We start from the raw sequence: 14,218 nt of genomic DNA on the forward strand, positions 1-14,218 counted from the left end.
GCGGGCCCGGCGCTCAGGCGACGGTGACGGGCTTCAGCTTCCAGATCTTGTCGGCGTATTCGCCGATGGAGCGGTCGCTGGAGAACTTGCCGACGCGGGCGGTGTTGAGGATGGCCATGCGCGCCCAGCGGCGGCGGTCGCGGTAGGCGGCGTCGACCCTGGCCTGCGCGTCGCAGTAGGCGCGGAAGTCGGCGAGCGCCAGGTAGGGGTCGCCGCCCTCGAGCAGGCTGGCGCGCACCATCGCGGGGAGGTTGGGCGATTCGCCGGGCACGAAGTAGTCGGAACCGAGCCAGTCGAGCACGGCGCGGAGCTCCTCGTCCGCGTGGTAGTAGTCCCACGGGTTGTAGCCGCGGGCGCGGAGGGCCTGCACCTCCTCGACGGTCAGGCCGAAGATGAAGATGTTGTCGTCGCCGACCTCCTCCTTGATCTCGACGTTGGCGCCGTCGAGCGTGCCGATGGTGAGCGCGCCGTTGAGGGCGAGCTTCATGTTGCCGGTGCCGGAGGCCTCCTTGCCGGCGGTGGAGATCTGCTCGGAGAGATCGGCGGCGGGGATGATGCGCGAGGCGAGCGAGACGCGGTAGTTGGGCAGGAAGACGACCTTCAGCTTGCCGTTGACGCGCGGGTCGTGGTTCACGCGCGCGGCGACGGCGTTGATCGACTTGATGATGGCCTTGGCGAGGTCGTAGCCCGGGGCGGCCTTGGCGGCGAAGACGAAGACGCGCGGCACGAGGTCGAGGTCGGGGTTCTGCACCAGCCGGCGGTAGAGCGCGAGGATGTGGAGCAGGTTCAGGTGCTGGCGCTTGTATTCGTGCAGGCGCTTGATCTGGACGTCGAAGAGCGCATCGGGCGAGACGTCGACGCCGCAGTCGCGCTTGATGATGGCGGCGAGGTCGAGCTTGTTCAGGCGCTTGATGGCCATGAACTCGTCCTGGAACTTCGGGTCGTCGGCCCATTTCTCCAGCTTCTTGAGCTGGTCGAGGTCGCGCGGCCAGGCGTCGCCGATCTTGGAGTTGATGAGGGCGGAGAGGCGCGGGTTGCAGGCGCGCAGCCAGCGGCGGGGCGTGATGCCGTTGGTGACGTTGATGAACTTGCCCGGGTAGAGGGCGTCGAATTCGGGGAAGAGCTGCGCGCGCAGCAGGCGGGTGTGGAGCTCGGCCACGCCGTTGACGGCGAAGGAGCCGACGACGGACAGGTTGGCCATGCGCACGGCGCGCGGGCCGCCCTCCTCGATCAGGGAGATGACACGCTTCTTTTCGTTGTCGCCGGGCCACTTCGCCTCGCAGAGCGCCATGAGGTGATCGTTGATCTGGTAGACGATGAGCAGGTGGCGCGGCAGCACGCGCTGGAAGAGCGGCACGCTCCAACGCTCGAGGGCCTCGGGCAGCAGCGTGTGGTTGGTGTAGGCGAAGACCTGGGTCACGATGCCCCAGGCGCGCTCGAAGGCCATGCCTTCCTCGTCGAGGAGGATGCGCATGAGCTCGACCACGGCGAGGGCCGGGTGCGTGTCGTTGAGCTGGATGGCGACCTTGTCGGCGAAGTTGTCCCAGCCGTTCGCCGGATTCGAGAAGTGGCGGCGGATGATGTCGCGCAGCGAGCACGTGACGAAGAAATACTGCTGCACGAGGCGCAGCTCCTTGCCGTTCTCGGTCTTGTCGTTCGGATAAAGGACCTTCGAGATCGTCTCGCCGTAGGCCTTCTCGCGCACGGCCTCGATGTAGCCGCCGTCGTTGAAGGTCTTGAGATCGAAGTCCTCCGTGGCCTTCGAGGCCCACAGGCGGAGGATGTTCACGGTCTTGGTGCCGTAGCCGACGACGGGGATGTCGAAGGGGAAGCCGAGGATCGTCTTGGTGTCGACCCAGCGCCACTGGAAGTTGCCGCGGTCGTCGAAGATCTGCTCGCAGCGCCCGAAGAGGCGCACCGGCTGGGTGAACTCCGGCCGCACCAGCTCCCAGGGCGCGCCGTAGATGAGCCAGTTGTCGGGGTGCTCGACCTGGTGGCCGTTGACGAACTCCTGGCGGAACAGGCCGAACTCGTAGTGGATGCCGTAGCCGACCGCCGGCAGGTCCATGGTCGAGAGCGAGTCGAGGTAGCACGCGGCGAGGCGGCCGAGGCCGCCGTTGCCGAGGCCCATGTCCTCCTCCTGCGCGCGGACGACCTCGAAATCCTGGCCGACGTCGGCGAGCGCCTCCACCAGCGGCTCGTGCAGGCCGAGGTTGATGAGGTTGTTCAGCATCAGGCGGCCGATGAGGTATTCGAGCGAGAGGTAGTAGAGGCGGCGGACGTTGCCGACGCGGTGCGCCTTGTAGGTATCGAGCCCGCGCTCGATCATGCGGTCGCGGATGGCCGTCGCGGTGGCGATCCACCAGTCGCGGCGCGTGGCCGACTCGAGGTCGCGGCCCATCTTGTATTTCAGGTAATGCAGGATGGAGCGCTGCAAGTTCGCCGCCTCCGGGCTGAGGGCCTTGCGGGCGGACTTGGACTTCGATTTGGCGGGGGAGGGCGCGGACATGGCGGCCAAATCCAAGGGCCGAAGCGCACGGCGGCGCAAGGCGCGATTCCTGCTGGGAGTGTGTCAGGTCGGAATTTTCCGCGAGGACTAAGAAATCTCCGCCCGCAGGGCGGAGCCGTCGCCGCCGGCCTCAGCGCTGGAAGCGGCGGGCCAGTTCGCCGCGGCTGAGCTCGAAATGCGTCGGGCGGCCCTGCGGGCTGGTGTGCGGCTGCGCGCAGGCGAAAAGCTGCGCGACCAGCGCGAGCGCGTCGGCCTCGGAGATCGTGTCGGGCAGGCGCACGGCCTTCTGCGCGGCGAGGCGCGCGAACTCGTCCTCGGCGAGGCGCGGGTTCTTCTCGTCGAGCCGGCCATCGCGCATCAGCGCGAGGACGTCGCGCAGGAACCGCTCGGCGCCCTCGGGCTCGAGCCACGACGGCATCGCCTCGATGCGGAAGAAATTCCGGCCAAACTCGGCGACGTCGACGCCGTGGCGCGCGAGCCACGGCAGCCGGTCGAGCAGCATCGCGCTGGCGACCGGATCGAGCTCCACCGGCACGGCGAAGAGCAGGCGCTGGCTCTCGACCTGGCCGGTGGCAAACTGCGCCACCAGCCGCTCGAACCACACGCGCTCGTGCGCGGCGCGGCGGTCGACGATCACGACGCCCGCCGGCGACTCGAACAGCGCGAAGTCGCCGTGGGCCGTGCCGAGGAAGCGCCAGCCCGCCAGGCGCGACGCGCCGGGCGGAAGGCGGATTTCGGAATGAGGAGGGCGGATTGCCGGAGACGCCGCCGCCGGCGGCGGCGCAAGGTTGCCCGCGACCTCCGGGCGCGGGGCGAAGGCCGGCACCGGCGCGCTCGCGACCGCGGCACTCGGACTCGGCGGCGGCGGGGCGAAAGTGCTGACGCGCTGCCACTCCGCGAAGCGCTCGGCGCTGCGCGCCGCGGCTTCCGGGCCCGGCGTTTCCACGACCGGCGCACCCAGGCCGAACTCGCGCAGGCGCTGGAGCACGGTGCGGATGACGAAGCCCCGCACCTGCCCCTCGCTGCGGAAGCGCACCTCGCGCTTCGCCGGGTGGACATTCACGTCGACCGCCGCCGGATTCATCTCCAGGAACAGCACCGCGACGGGATAGCGGCCCTTCGGCAGGGAGGTCGTGTAGGACTCGATCAGGGCGTAGTTCAGCGTCCGGCTGTCGACCGGGCGGTGGTTGACGAAGGTGATCATCTCGTGCCGCGCCGCGCGCGACACGCCGGGCTTGCCGATCAGGCCGGTGAGGCGCAGGCCCTCGTCGCTGGCGTCGACCGCGAGCGAGTCGGCGGTGAATTGCCGGCCGAAGATCTCCGCCACGCGGTCCTCCAGCGTGGTGCAGGCGGGCGACTGGAAGAGCACGCGCCCATCCTCGACCAGCGTGAACGCGGTCTGCGGGCAGGCCAGCGCGTAGAGCCGCACGGTCTGGATGATGTGAGCGGACTCGGTGGCGTCGCTCTTGAGGAACTTGCGGCGCGCGGGCACGGCGTGGAAGAGGTGGGTGACCGTGATGCGCGTGCCGGGGGCGACGCCGCATTCGCGCACGTGGACGAGCTTGCCGCCGTTGACGAGCACCTCGGTGCCCGCCGCCGCGTCGGCCGGGCGGGTCTGCAGCTCGAACTTCGAGACGCTCGCGATCGACGGCAGCGCCTCGCCGCGGAAGCCGAACGAGCCGAGCGTGTCGAGGTCGGCGGTCTCGACGATCTTGCTGGTGGCGTGGCGCTCGAGGCAGAGCAGCGCGTCGTCCTTCGACATGCCGCAGCCGTTGTCCTCGACGCGCAGGTAGCTGCGGCCGCCGTGGCGGAATTCGACCTCGATGCGGGTCGCGCCGGCGTCGAGGGAGTTCTCGACCAGCTCCTTGATCACCGCCGCGGGACGCTCGATGACCTCGCCCGCCGCGATCTGGTTCGCGACGCGATCGGAGAGGACGCGGATGCGGGGCATGGGGGGTGCGAAAAGATGTTTCGTCGGTAGGGGCGGTTGTCCTCAACCGCCCTTCACGAGAGAGGGCCGTTGGGACAACGGCCCCTACCGACCACGCCGTGAATAGACATGGAAATCAGCCGAGCAGCTTCTTCCAGCGGGCGAGCTGGCGCTTCACTTGCGCGGGACCGGGCATGCCGGTGCCGGTGCGGCGGGCCATCGCCTTGGCGAGGATGAAGGACTCGGACCAGTCGGGGCCGAACTTCGGGTGCACGGCGGCGACGTCGGCGTCGCTGAGCCGGTCGAGCGGCACGCCTTTCTGCTCGGCGAGCTTCACCACGGCGCCGACGGCGTGGTGCGCCTCGCGGAAGGCGACGCCGGCGCGCACGAGGTAGTCGGCGAGGTCGGTGGCGAGCAGCGCGGGATCGGCGACCGCGGCGGCGCAGCGCTCGGGGTGGAACTTCATGCCGGCGAACGTGCCCGCGAGCACCTCGAGGCAGATCGCGGTCTGGTCGTGGCTGTCGAACACCGGCGGCTTGTCCTCCTGCAGGTCGCGGTTGTAGGTCAGGGGCAGGCCCTTCGCGAGGGTGAGCAGCGTGTGGAGGTTGCCCTGCAGGCGCGCCGACTTGCCGCGGATGAGCTCCATCGAGTCGGGATTCTTCTTCTGCGGCATCAGGCTCGAGCCGGTGCAGAACGCGTCGGGCAGGTCGACGAACTTGAACTCGGCGCTCATCCACAGGATGAGGTCCTCGGCCATGCGCGAGAGGTGCACGCCGACGAGCGCGCAGGCGGAGGCGAACTCGATGTAGAGGTCGCGGTCGCTGACGGCGTCCATGCTGTTCTGCGTGACGCGCGGGCGGCCGGCGTCGTCGATGAAGCCGAGTTGCTTCGCGCTGAACTCGCGGTCGATCGGAAGCGTCGTGCCCGCGATGGCGCCGGAGCCGAGCGGGCACCAGTTGGCGTGGTCCTGCACGACGGCGAAGCGCTCGGCGTCGCGCTGGAGCATCTCGAGGTAGGCGAAGAGGTGGTGCGCGACGAAGACCGGCTGTGCGCGCTGCAGGTGCGTGTAGCCCGGGATGAGCACGTCGGGGTTGGCCTCGGCGACGGCGAGGATGGCGCGCTGGGCGGCGTCGATGCGCTGGACGAGGTCGGTGCACGCGGCCTTGAAGTAGAGGCGCATGTCGGTCGCGACCTGGTCGTTGCGGCTGCGCGCGGTGTGGAGCTTGGCGGCGGCCGGGCAGCGCTTGGTCAGCGCCTGCTCGATGTTCATGTGCACGTCCTCGAGCTGCGTGCTCCAGGTGAACTTGCCCGCCTCGATCTCGGCGCGGATGGCGTCGAGGCCGGCGTGGATGGCGTCGCGCTCCTTGGCGGTGAGGATGCCGACGTGCGCGAGCATCGCGCTGTGGCCCTTGCTGCCCTGGATGTCGAACGGGGCGAGGCGCGCGTCGAAGGAGATCGACTCGCTGAACTTGAGCATCAGCTCGGCGGGACCCGCCGAGAACCGACCGCCCCACGTGGCTTGGGCTTTCTTTGCCATAGGAGAGCGAAGCAACGTCCCGCCGCCGGGGAGGCAACGAGATTTTGGGGCCGGGGCGCGCCGGCGCGCGGGCGGAGCGCGGCGAGTTCCGGTTTGCGGCGGCGCGGCGGCGCCGCATCGTGCGGGGATGCGTCTAGCCGCGCTGCTCGCCTTCGCCCTCCTTGTCCCCCTGCCCGTCCGTGCGGCCGAGGCGGCATGGACGCGCGTGACCGTGCCGGCGATGAAGACCTCGATCTACATCGGCAGCGTGACGCTAACCCCGGGCGCGTTCGAGCGCCGCGGCGACCAGTGGAGCACGACCTACGCCGCGAAGGTCTTCCCGTGGTTCCCCTGGAGCGAGCACGGCGACATCACGATCACCGTGACCGACGCCGACCTCGCCCGCCTGGCGAAGGGCGAGACGGTGGAGTTCACTGGCGACGCGAAGAACCACAAGGGCAAGCCGCGCCGGGTCACGGGCCGGGCGCAGCCGGCCAACGATCACGCCGGCAAGATCAAGGTCCGCATCCACGTCGACGACGTGGAGCTGATCTTCAACGGGACCTACGAGCTCGGGCGCTGAGCGACGGCGTTTCGCCGCCGGCCTCACTCCGGCCAGTGGAAGACGACGGGCGTCTCGACCTCGGGGGCGAGGCTCTTCTTCACCGGACAGGCGAGCGCGGCGCGCTCGAGGATGCCCTCGGGGTCCTGCGCCTTCGGGAACGGCATCCAGACCTGGCAGGCGATGCGCACGATGCGGCGCGGGGCGTCGGTCGACATCTCCTTCGTCACCTCCCACTTCACGCCGGGGATGTCGCGGCCGAGGCGGTTCTTCGCCGCGATGGCCATCGTCGTGACCATGCACGAGCCGAGGGCGGCGCAGAACAGGTCCGTCGGGGAAAACGCGGCGCCGCGACCGTGGTTGTCCTTCGGGGCGTCGGTGTCGATCGTCTGGCCGGAGGGGCCGTGGGTGAGCTGGCAATTCAGCCCGCCGAGGTAGGTGCCGGTGCTTTTGACCATGGGAGGAGAGGCGCGAGGTTCAGGAAAATTTCCTCAGGCGCGCCGCGACGTCGGCGCGGAGGCGGTCGAGGTAGCCGAGCGTGAACGCCTCGACGTCGAGCGACGGGTCACGCACGAGCGGCGTGAGGTCCATGGCCCAGGTGAGCGCGCTGGCCTGGTCGGTCGCGTGCGAGGTGAAGAAGGTCGCGTTGGCGAGGCGGCGGCCGGCGATGGCGAGGTCGTAGCGCTTGCCGCCGGCGACCTGCGACTCGAAGGCGCCGATGAGCTGCGCGGCGAGGTCGGGCCGGGCGGAGTCGTCGAGCACGGTCTTGTCGGCGTCGAGCAGCCAGTCGAGGTTGCGCCAGACCTCGCAGCCGAGGACCTGCGCCGGGCGCCGGTCCGCCGGCAGCGCGCGCAGCGCGGCGAGGCAGCGCAGGAAGACGGCGATGTGCGTGTCGTGCTTGTCGGCCGGATTGTGCAGGTAGACGACGCGCGGGGACATGGCGGCGAGGAGCGCGGCGAGATCGTCCACCACGACGGGGTCTTCGCGTCCTTCACCACGCTGCTCGGGTGCGCGAGCTGGATCTGCGCGGCGTAGCGGCCGAGGTCGGCGGCGCGGCGCTGCTCGTCGCGGCGCACGCGCTTCATCTCCTCGTCGGTCATGGTCGCGAAGCGGCCCGCGCGCGGGCTGCCGCCGCCGTCGGTCACGACGACGCCGGTGAAGCCCGCGTCGGCGCGGCCGTAGCACGCGGCGATGGCGCTGTGGGCCATGATCTCGATGTCGTCCTGGTGCGCGGCGAGGCAGAGGTGCGTCGTGCGCGCGAGCGCGGCGGCGACCGGCGCGCCATCGGGGATGTAGACGTCCGCGGCGGGTTGATGGAACTTCATGCGGAAAGGCTGAGCCACTCGATCCGGCTCGCGCGACCGGCCGCGTCGAACTCCACGATCGTGCCCGAGAGGCGCACGTCGCCGGCCGCGACCTCGAAGCGCCGCGGCATGCCGTCGCGGAAGCGCGCGATGACGGCGGCGGTGTCGCGGCCGAGCACGGAGTCGTGCGGGCCGGTCATGCCGACGTCGCACTGGAAGGCGGTCTGCCGGTGCAGGAGCGAGCAGTCGGCGGTGGCGACGTGGGTGTGCGTGCCGAGGACGGCGGTGGCGCGGCCGTCGAGGAACCAGCCCATCGCCTGCTTCTCGGAGGTGGCCTCGGCGTGGATCTCGACCAGCGCGCCGTCGAACCGGCCCGTGTTTTCCGCGAGCAGTTTCTCGGCGGTGTCGAAGGGGCAGTCGACCTTCGGGCCCATGAAGTTGCGGCCGAGGACGGTGAACACGAGGAGGCGGAAGCCGTTTTTCTCGAGCACGAGGTGCGGACGGCCCGGGCAGGCGGCGGGGAGGTTGGCCGGGCGGCAGACGCGCTCGAACTGCGCGATCTCGTGCTCCCAGCCCTTCTGGTCCCAGACGTGGTCGCCGAGGGTGAGCGCGTCGCAGCCGGCCTCGAGGAGGCCCTTCGCCAGCGGGCCGTTGATGCCGGCGCCGGCGGCGCAGTTCTCGGCGTTGGCGATGACGAAATCGAGCCCGCGCTCGGCGCGCAGCTTCGGCACCAGCGCGGCGACGGCATCGCGGCCGGGCCGGCCCACGATGTCACCGATGAACAGCAGCTTCATGGACGCGCGGGCCGGCGGCGGTTACGGCGCGAGGTAGGCGGCGTTCCAGGCGTTGCCGGCCGCGTTCGGGCTGAGGCGCGTGGCCTTGCCGGTCTCGGTGTCGAGGAGGAAGAGCGCGCGGTTGGTCGCGGTGCGGAAGGTGCAGACGACGTGGCGGCCGTCGGCGCACCAGACCGGCTCGACGGCGTCGTAGGGCGCCTTGGACACCTGCTTGGCGGTGCGGGCGGAGAAATCGTAGACGCCGATCTGGTAGCCGCGACCGATGCCGGCGGTGAAGACGACCTTGTTCGGGTCGGCGCGGCTCCAGTCGGGCTCGGCGCAGTAGCGCGAGAGGTTCGTCGTGAGGCGCGACATCTGGCCGCCGCCGGCCGGCATGACATAAAGCTGCGGACCGCCCGCGGCGTCGGAGGTGAAGACGAGGCGCGAGCCGTCGGGCGACCACGCGGGGGAGGCCTCGACCGACTGGTTGTTGGTCAGGCGCTTGATCTGGCGGCCCTGCGCGTTGCCGACGTAGATCTCGGGATTGCCCTCGCCGGAGAGCACCATGGCGAGGCGCGAGCCGTCGGGCGAGAAGCGGCCGCCGCTGTTGGTGCCCTTGAAGCTGACGAGCGTGTCGAGCGAGCGCGTGCGGAGGTTGAGCAGGTAGATGTCGGGGAAGCCGGTGCGGTAGCTGGTGAAGATGATGCGGCTGCCGTCGGGCGACCAGCGCGGGCCGATGATGTTCTTGCCCTGCACCGGGTGGCTGAGGACCTCGCCGAAGAACAGGTCACTCGTCATGATCGTCTGCTGCCCGCCGCGGTCGGTGACAAAGGCCAGCTTGCCGGCGAAGATGCCGGGGAGTCCGGTGGTCTTGGTGACGGCGGCGTCGGCGGCCTTGAGCAAGGCGTTGCGCGTGCTGGTGCCGGCGACGGTCTGGGTGAAGATCGCGCTGCCGCGCTGCGAGACGGTGACGGTGACCTGGTTGGCGCCGGCGCTGTCGAAGCGGATCGCGAACGCGCCGCCGCTCTGCACGAGGCGGAACTTGCCGTGGGCGTTGAAGGCCTGCAGGGCGAGGCTCTGCAGCTCGGCCGAGCCGGCGCTGACCGACACGGCGAACGCGGTGGTGTCGGCGGCGACACTGATTTCACCGATGTTGATCGGCTGGGCGAAGACCGGCGCCGCGAGCGCGAGGCCGACGAGGAGGGCGAAAGTTTTCTGCATGGGAAAGAGTCTGACGTTAATGGTGAGCACCCGGGCGGGTTTTGATTTTACTCCCGACCCTTTAGGAACAACTTCAACTCCCTCCGTTTTCCAAGCCATTTCATCGCCACTCCCTGCCGTGAACTCCGACTCGATCAAGGAAGCCCTCAAACAAGTGAAGTATCCCGGCTTCAGCCGCGACATCGTGTCGTTCGGGCTGGTGCGCGGCGCGGCCTTCGACGCCGGCACGGCCAAGGTTTCCGTGGCGATCACGACGTCGGATCCGAAGGTCCCGACGATGCTGAAGCAGGAGATCGAAAAGTGCCTGAAGGCGCAGCCGGGCGTGACCGACGTGATCGTCGAGCTGGCCGTCTCCGCCGCCAAGGCCCCGCCCAAGCCCGGCCAGGCCAATCTCGGCGGCGGCACCGCGCCGACCGGCATCAAGCACTCCGTCGCCATCGCCTCGGGCAAGGGCGGCGTGGGCAAGTCGACCTTCGCGGTGAACCTCGCCTGCGCGCTCGCGCAGGTGCTGGCGGAGCGCGGCCGCGAGGGCCGCGTGGGCCTGATGGATTGCGACATCTACGGCCCGAGCGTGCCGCTGATGATGGGCATCGAGGGCCGGCCGGAGATCGACGGCGAGTCGCTCGTGCCGCTCGAGCGCCACGGCGTGAAGGTGATGTCGATGGGCTTCCTCGTGGACGACAACACGCCGGTCGTCTGGCGCGGCCCGATGGTGATGAAGACCATCCAGCAATTCGTGCAGAACGTGAAGTGGGGCGAGATCGACGTGCTGCTCGTCGACCTGCCGCCCGGCACCGGCGACGCCCAGCTCTCGCTCGTGCAGACGCTGCCGCTCGACGGCGCGGTGCTCGTCACCACGCCCCAGACCGCGGCCACGAACGTCGCGCGCAAGGGCGGCCTGATGTTCCAAAAGGTGAACGTGCCGCTGCTCGGCGTGGCCGAGAACATGAGCTGGTTCGAGGACGCCGCGGGCCACCGCCAGGCGCTCTTCGGCGAGGGCGGCGGCGCCGCCACGGCCGAGTCGCTCGGCACGGCGCTGCTCGGGCAGGTGCCCCTCTACCCCGAGATCCGCGCCGGCGGCGACTGCGGTCTGCCCGTGGTGGTGAACCAGCCGGACAGCAAACCGGCCCGCGTCTTCCGCGCCATCGCGGAAACGATGCTCGCGAAATTGAAGGTCTAGCCGGTTGACACGCGCCGAGGGCGAAATCTACGTTACGGCCAATGAAGGTCACCTTGCCGCAACCGGTCCGCTGCCGCCCGCAGTCGACATGCCGCGCCTGATCATGCCCGCCCTCGCCATGACTTCCCCGCAAACCAGCGAGATCAAAGGCAGCAAGGAGTTCGTCAAGCAGTCGAGCCTCTACCAGGAATTCCTCGCCGAGCGCGAAGAGATCCTGAAGCACAAGTGGCTCGAGTCGGAGCGCCTCGGCTACGACATCGGCTTCGAGCGCGCGCTGCTCGACTGGATCCGCAAGCACCGCGACGCCTGGCGGGCCAACCGCCGCGCCCAGCTCGCCGCTCAGGGCGGCGCGCCCGTGGCGACCTTCACGCCCCCCGCCCAGCCGGCGGCGAAGAAGTAGGCGGAAAAGCAAAAGGCCGGTCGCAAGACCGGCCGGAATGGTTTTCGGAGCTGGCGTCGGGAACGAAGCCCGCGCGATCCGCCCGACTTACTTGATCTCCTTGTGGAGCGTGTGGCGCTTCAGGTGCGGGTTATACTTCTTCTTCTCGATGCGCTCGGTCACGGTCTTCTTGTTGCGCTTGGTGAGGTAGCGCGAGACGGGTTTGCCCTCTTTGCGGGCCTCAGTGCACTCCAGGATGACGGTTTCTTGCATGACTTAAATGGGTTGGAAGGGACGAGAGCAAAGCCCCGCTCCGGCGGCGTGCAATAGAAAACTTCTCGCGGCGGCAACGCGGGCGCCGCGCCGCCTGCCTTCCGGGTGGAGACCGACGTGGCGCGAGGAGCGGCAGCGCCCCGCTCCGGCGACAAACGCCGGCCGCTCAGGCTGTTACCTTCTTCTCCGTCAACGGCATCATCACGCCGCGCCGGAAGAGCGTCACCTGGCCCGTGCTCGACGACACGGCGATCGCGATGCAGTCCGCCGCCACCGAAATCGCCGCCGCGGCGGCATGGCGCGAACCGAGCCCGCTGGGCAGCGAGTGGTTGAAGTCGGCGGCCTGGAGCAGCGAGCCCGCGGTCTCGACCACGCCGTCGCCGCGGATGATGAACGCGCCGTCGACCGACGAGAACTCCTTGATCGTCTCGTCCATGAAGGGGTTGAGGATGTTGCGATCCTCCTCCTTGTAGCCGTAGAAAGGATTCAGCACGAGCGGCTTCGAGGCTTTCTCGACCTTGCCGCTGTCGCCGACGACGAACAGGCAGCCGACCGGCCGGCCCTCGCGGCCCTCGACCGCGAGCTCGGTGGCGACGCCGATCACACGCTCGAGCACCTCGGGTTTCACGTCCTCGGGCAGGAGGTCGGCATGGCCGGAGAGCAGGGTCTGGAACTCCTTCTCGACGTCGACGACGACAACGGTGTCGAACTGGTTCGAGCCCGCCATGCCGCCGACGCAGCACAGGCGGTCGCTGAACGTGATCGTGCCGCGGGTGAGGCCGACGAGCACAGCGCTGCGCAGCTGGGCGAGCCGCTGGCTGGAGAAGGACCGCACCTGGATCGTGTCGCTGTAGCGCGCGGGGTGGTCCTCGCCGTCGGCGAGGTTGCGCGTGACGAGGAAGGTCTTGAGCGCCCCGCCCCACTTCGGGGTCTCGAAGCCGCCGGTGAACGTGTCGCCGAAAACCATCAGCGCCTTGCAGCCGGTGCTGCGCGCGATCTTCTCCGCCTCCTTCAGCACGATGTGGCTGACGCGGTTGGCGGACGTCGGCACCGGCTTGGGCGCGATGCCGCCGAAACCGGCGAAGAGGCGCTCGTAGACGGTGTCGAGGTCGGGCGCCTGGACGAGGCTGTCGACGAAATCCTGCTCCTTGAGCAGGCGGGCGAGAGAGGCGAGCACCTGCAGGTAATCGCGCGCGCGCTCGTCGGCGATGAGCATGATCACGAGCCGCACCGGCTCGCTCTCGATCGCGCCGTCGTAGCGGATGCCGTAATGGCTGCGGCCGATCGCGATGACGTAGCGGCGGCCCATCCGGGCGCGGACGTGCGGGAGCGCGACGCCGAGACCGAGGTAGGTCGTCATCGTGTTCTCGCGACGCAGGAGCCCCTTCAGCAGCGCGCCCTTGTCGAGGTCGGGGAAGCGGTCGACGGTGAGGTTGAGCAACTCCTCCAGCGCGCCCTCCATGTCGGCGCTGGCGAGGTCGACGACGCGACTGCGGGTGATGTATTTGTCTAGCCGCATGCGTGCGGTGGCGGGGGAGGCGGGACTTAGGTCGGCGGAAACGGGGGCGAGGCGGACGGGCGGACAGGGCGCAGCTTTCCGAGTTCCCGATTCAGAAAATCGCGGCGGCGCCGGACGTCACTTTTCCCACTCGAGCGCGCCCTTGCGCACCTCATAGAAGAGACCGAGGACGAGCACGCCGAGGAAGAACAGCATCGGCGCCAGGATCGCGATGTGGTTGGCCAGGAAGTCGCGGTAGACGAACGACCACGGGATCAGGAACACCACCTCGATGTCGAAGAGGATGAAGAGCATCGCGGTGACGTAGAATTTCACCGAGAAGCGCGTGTGCGTGCTGCCGTCGGAGCGGATGCCGCACTCGTAGGCCGAGTCCTTGATCGCGTTCTTCTTGAACCGCTGGCCGAAGAGGTGGCTGGCGGCGATCACGCCGCCGGTGATGACGGCGGCGAGCGTCACTTGGACGAGGATCGGCAGGTAGGCGGCGGAAGACATCGGGCGCTAGCGTTGCGGAGAGCGCGCCGGGTTCAAGGGGAAACTCCCGTCAGGACGCACGGCGCGCGCACCCGTAGCGGCGCTGCGGGCGGCCATTAATTGTTTTGAACCGGCGCGGCCCGCGCGTGTCATTGACGGCACGGGCCGCCCTTCCCCACTCCCCATGAAAATCGCCCTGTTCGCCACCGCGCTCGCGGCCAGCGTGCCCGCGGTCGCCGGCTTCCTCCCGTCCGCGGCCCAGTCGGTTCGCGACGTCCCGCCGCCCGAGCCGGCCTTCGCGCTCGACCTCCGGCTGCGCGACGCCCGCGGCAACGTCCGCTCCGACCTGCTCGCGCCGCCGGAACCGCGGCCGTTCCTCAAGCCGATCACGCCGCCGGGCGACGGCGAGATTGTCACCGTTCATGTCCCCGTCGACCCGGCGATCCGGCGCCTCGCCCCGATGCCGGTCACCAACGGGCAGTCCACCGATCCGCGGATGCCGATGAAGTTCCCGGACCCGGCGGTCGACTACAAGCTGCGCCTGCTCGCGCCGCCCGCCGGCGAACCGGCGAAGTGACCGC

General features: G+C 69.5%; 14 protein-coding genes. 4 read left to right on the forward strand and 10 right to left on the reverse strand.

Annotated elements, in window-relative coordinates:
• Window positions 1–13: 13 nt before the first annotated feature.
• The 3 genes from ACMYLB_RS17565 to argH all read right to left on the reverse strand — a co-directional run bounded on the left by ACMYLB_RS17565 (window position 14) and on the right by argH (window position 5,976).
• The gene (locus ACMYLB_RS17565) at window positions 14–2,509 is read right to left on the reverse strand and encodes a glycogen/starch/alpha-glucan phosphorylase (protein WP_415908247.1); all 2,496 of its coding nucleotides are present in this window, start codon (window positions 2,507–2,509) and stop codon (window positions 14–16) included.
• A gap of 130 nt (window positions 2,510–2,639) precedes the next feature.
• Window positions 2,640–4,460 (reverse strand): DNA mismatch repair endonuclease MutL, encoded by a 1,821-nt coding sequence (gene mutL / locus ACMYLB_RS17570; protein WP_415908248.1) that lies wholly within the window; start codon window positions 4,458–4,460, stop codon window positions 2,640–2,642.
• A gap of 115 nt (window positions 4,461–4,575) precedes the next feature.
• Entirely contained in the window at window positions 4,576–5,976 is a 1,401-nt protein-coding gene (argH, locus tag ACMYLB_RS17575; protein WP_415908249.1) for an argininosuccinate lyase, read from the reverse strand.
• A 127-nt stretch (window positions 5,977–6,103) separates the two neighbouring features.
• Between argH and ACMYLB_RS17580 the strand changes: the two genes are divergently transcribed.
• A complete protein-coding gene (locus ACMYLB_RS17580; protein WP_415908250.1) occupies window positions 6,104–6,538 on the forward strand; it encodes a hypothetical protein in 435 nt (144 codons plus the stop codon).
• A 23-nt stretch (window positions 6,539–6,561) separates the two neighbouring features.
• Here ACMYLB_RS17580 and ACMYLB_RS17585 read toward each other — a convergent pair whose 3' ends face one another.
• From ACMYLB_RS17585 to ACMYLB_RS17600, 4 genes are all read right to left on the reverse strand, one after another.
• A complete protein-coding gene (locus ACMYLB_RS17585) occupies window positions 6,562–6,975 on the reverse strand; it encodes an OsmC family protein (RefSeq protein WP_415908251.1) in 414 nt (137 codons plus the stop codon).
• 19 nt (window positions 6,976–6,994) lie between these two features.
• Complete coding sequence (locus tag ACMYLB_RS17590) at window positions 6,995–7,489, reverse strand: PIG-L deacetylase family protein (RefSeq protein ID WP_415908252.1); 495 nt, start codon at window positions 7,487–7,489, stop codon at window positions 6,995–6,997.
• Window positions 7,490–7,838: 349 nt separating this feature from the next.
• Window positions 7,839–8,615 carry a TIGR00282 family metallophosphoesterase gene (locus tag ACMYLB_RS17595; protein ID WP_415908253.1) on the reverse strand — a complete coding sequence of 259 codons (777 nt, stop codon included), beginning with the start codon at window positions 8,613–8,615 and terminating at the stop codon, window positions 7,839–7,841.
• 21 nt (window positions 8,616–8,636) lie between these two features.
• Window positions 8,637–9,815, reverse strand: a complete 1,179-nt coding sequence (locus ACMYLB_RS17600) for a biopolymer transporter Tol (RefSeq protein WP_415908254.1) — start codon at window positions 9,813–9,815, stop codon at window positions 8,637–8,639.
• 118 nt (window positions 9,816–9,933) lie between these two features.
• Between ACMYLB_RS17600 and ACMYLB_RS17605 the strand changes: the two genes are divergently transcribed.
• Window positions 9,934–10,995 carry a P-loop NTPase gene (locus tag ACMYLB_RS17605; RefSeq protein ID WP_415908255.1) on the forward strand — a complete coding sequence of 354 codons (1,062 nt, stop codon included), beginning with the start codon at window positions 9,934–9,936 and terminating at the stop codon, window positions 10,993–10,995.
• Between the two features lie 88 nt (window positions 10,996–11,083).
• Window positions 11,084–11,395, forward strand: a complete 312-nt coding sequence (locus ACMYLB_RS17610) for a hypothetical protein (RefSeq protein WP_415908256.1) — start codon at window positions 11,084–11,086, stop codon at window positions 11,393–11,395.
• An 87-nt stretch (window positions 11,396–11,482) separates the two neighbouring features.
• On the opposite strand, the gene rpmG is transcribed toward ACMYLB_RS17610, so the two are convergent.
• The 3 genes from rpmG to ACMYLB_RS17625 all read right to left on the reverse strand — a co-directional run bounded on the left by rpmG (window position 11,483) and on the right by ACMYLB_RS17625 (window position 13,658).
• Window positions 11,483–11,647 carry a 50S ribosomal protein L33 gene (gene rpmG, locus ACMYLB_RS17615; RefSeq protein WP_415908257.1) on the reverse strand — a complete coding sequence of 55 codons (165 nt, stop codon included), beginning with the start codon at window positions 11,645–11,647 and terminating at the stop codon, window positions 11,483–11,485.
• Between the two features lie 166 nt (window positions 11,648–11,813).
• Window positions 11,814–13,166 carry a PTS sugar transporter subunit IIA gene (locus tag ACMYLB_RS17620; protein ID WP_415908258.1) on the reverse strand — a complete coding sequence of 451 codons (1,353 nt, stop codon included), beginning with the start codon at window positions 13,164–13,166 and terminating at the stop codon, window positions 11,814–11,816.
• Between the two features lie 117 nt (window positions 13,167–13,283).
• Window positions 13,284–13,658, reverse strand: a complete 375-nt coding sequence (locus tag ACMYLB_RS17625; RefSeq protein ID WP_415908259.1) for an NADH-quinone oxidoreductase subunit A — start codon at window positions 13,656–13,658, stop codon at window positions 13,284–13,286.
• A 163-nt stretch (window positions 13,659–13,821) separates the two neighbouring features.
• On the opposite strand from ACMYLB_RS17625, the gene ACMYLB_RS17630 reads away from it, so the two are divergent.
• On the forward strand, window positions 13,822–14,214 hold the full coding sequence (locus ACMYLB_RS17630; RefSeq protein ID WP_415908260.1) for a hypothetical protein: 393 nt from the start codon (window positions 13,822–13,824) through the stop codon (window positions 14,212–14,214).
• The last annotated feature ends 4 nt before the right edge of the window (window positions 14,215–14,218 follow it).

Origin of the sequence: Oleiharenicola sp. Vm1 (genome assembly GCF_047777955.1) — a bacterium.
Classification (GTDB): domain Bacteria; phylum Verrucomicrobiota; class Verrucomicrobiia; order Opitutales; family Opitutaceae; genus Didemnitutus.

Excerpts from the sequence above, each read along its gene's own strand:
- ACMYLB_RS17565 (WP_415908247.1), bottom strand. The coding sequence starts at position 2,509 with ATGTCCGCGCCCTCCCCCGCCAAATCGAAGTCCAAGTCCGCCCGCAAG.
- mutL (WP_415908248.1), bottom strand. The coding sequence starts at position 4,460 with ATGCCCCGCATCCGCGTCCTCTCCGATCGCGTCGCGAACCAGATCGCG.
- argH (WP_415908249.1), bottom strand. The coding sequence starts at position 5,976 with ATGGCAAAGAAAGCCCAAGCCACGTGGGGCGGTCGGTTCTCGGCGGGT.
- ACMYLB_RS17580 (WP_415908250.1), top strand. The coding sequence starts at position 6,104 with ATGCGTCTAGCCGCGCTGCTCGCCTTCGCCCTCCTTGTCCCCCTGCCC.
- ACMYLB_RS17585 (WP_415908251.1), bottom strand. The coding sequence starts at position 6,975 with ATGGTCAAAAGCACCGGCACCTACCTCGGCGGGCTGAATTGCCAGCTC.
- ACMYLB_RS17595 (WP_415908253.1), bottom strand. The coding sequence starts at position 8,615 with ATGAAGCTGCTGTTCATCGGTGACATCGTGGGCCGGCCCGGCCGCGAT.
- ACMYLB_RS17600 (WP_415908254.1), bottom strand. The coding sequence starts at position 9,815 with ATGCAGAAAACTTTCGCCCTCCTCGTCGGCCTCGCGCTCGCGGCGCCG.
- ACMYLB_RS17610 (WP_415908256.1), top strand. The coding sequence starts at position 11,084 with ATGCCGCGCCTGATCATGCCCGCCCTCGCCATGACTTCCCCGCAAACC.
- rpmG (WP_415908257.1), bottom strand. The coding sequence starts at position 11,647 with ATGCAAGAAACCGTCATCCTGGAGTGCACTGAGGCCCGCAAAGAGGGC.
- ACMYLB_RS17620 (WP_415908258.1), bottom strand. The coding sequence starts at position 13,166 with ATGCGGCTAGACAAATACATCACCCGCAGTCGCGTCGTCGACCTCGCC.
- ACMYLB_RS17625 (WP_415908259.1), bottom strand. The coding sequence starts at position 13,658 with ATGTCTTCCGCCGCCTACCTGCCGATCCTCGTCCAAGTGACGCTCGCC.
- ACMYLB_RS17630 (WP_415908260.1), top strand. The coding sequence starts at position 13,822 with ATGAAAATCGCCCTGTTCGCCACCGCGCTCGCGGCCAGCGTGCCCGCG.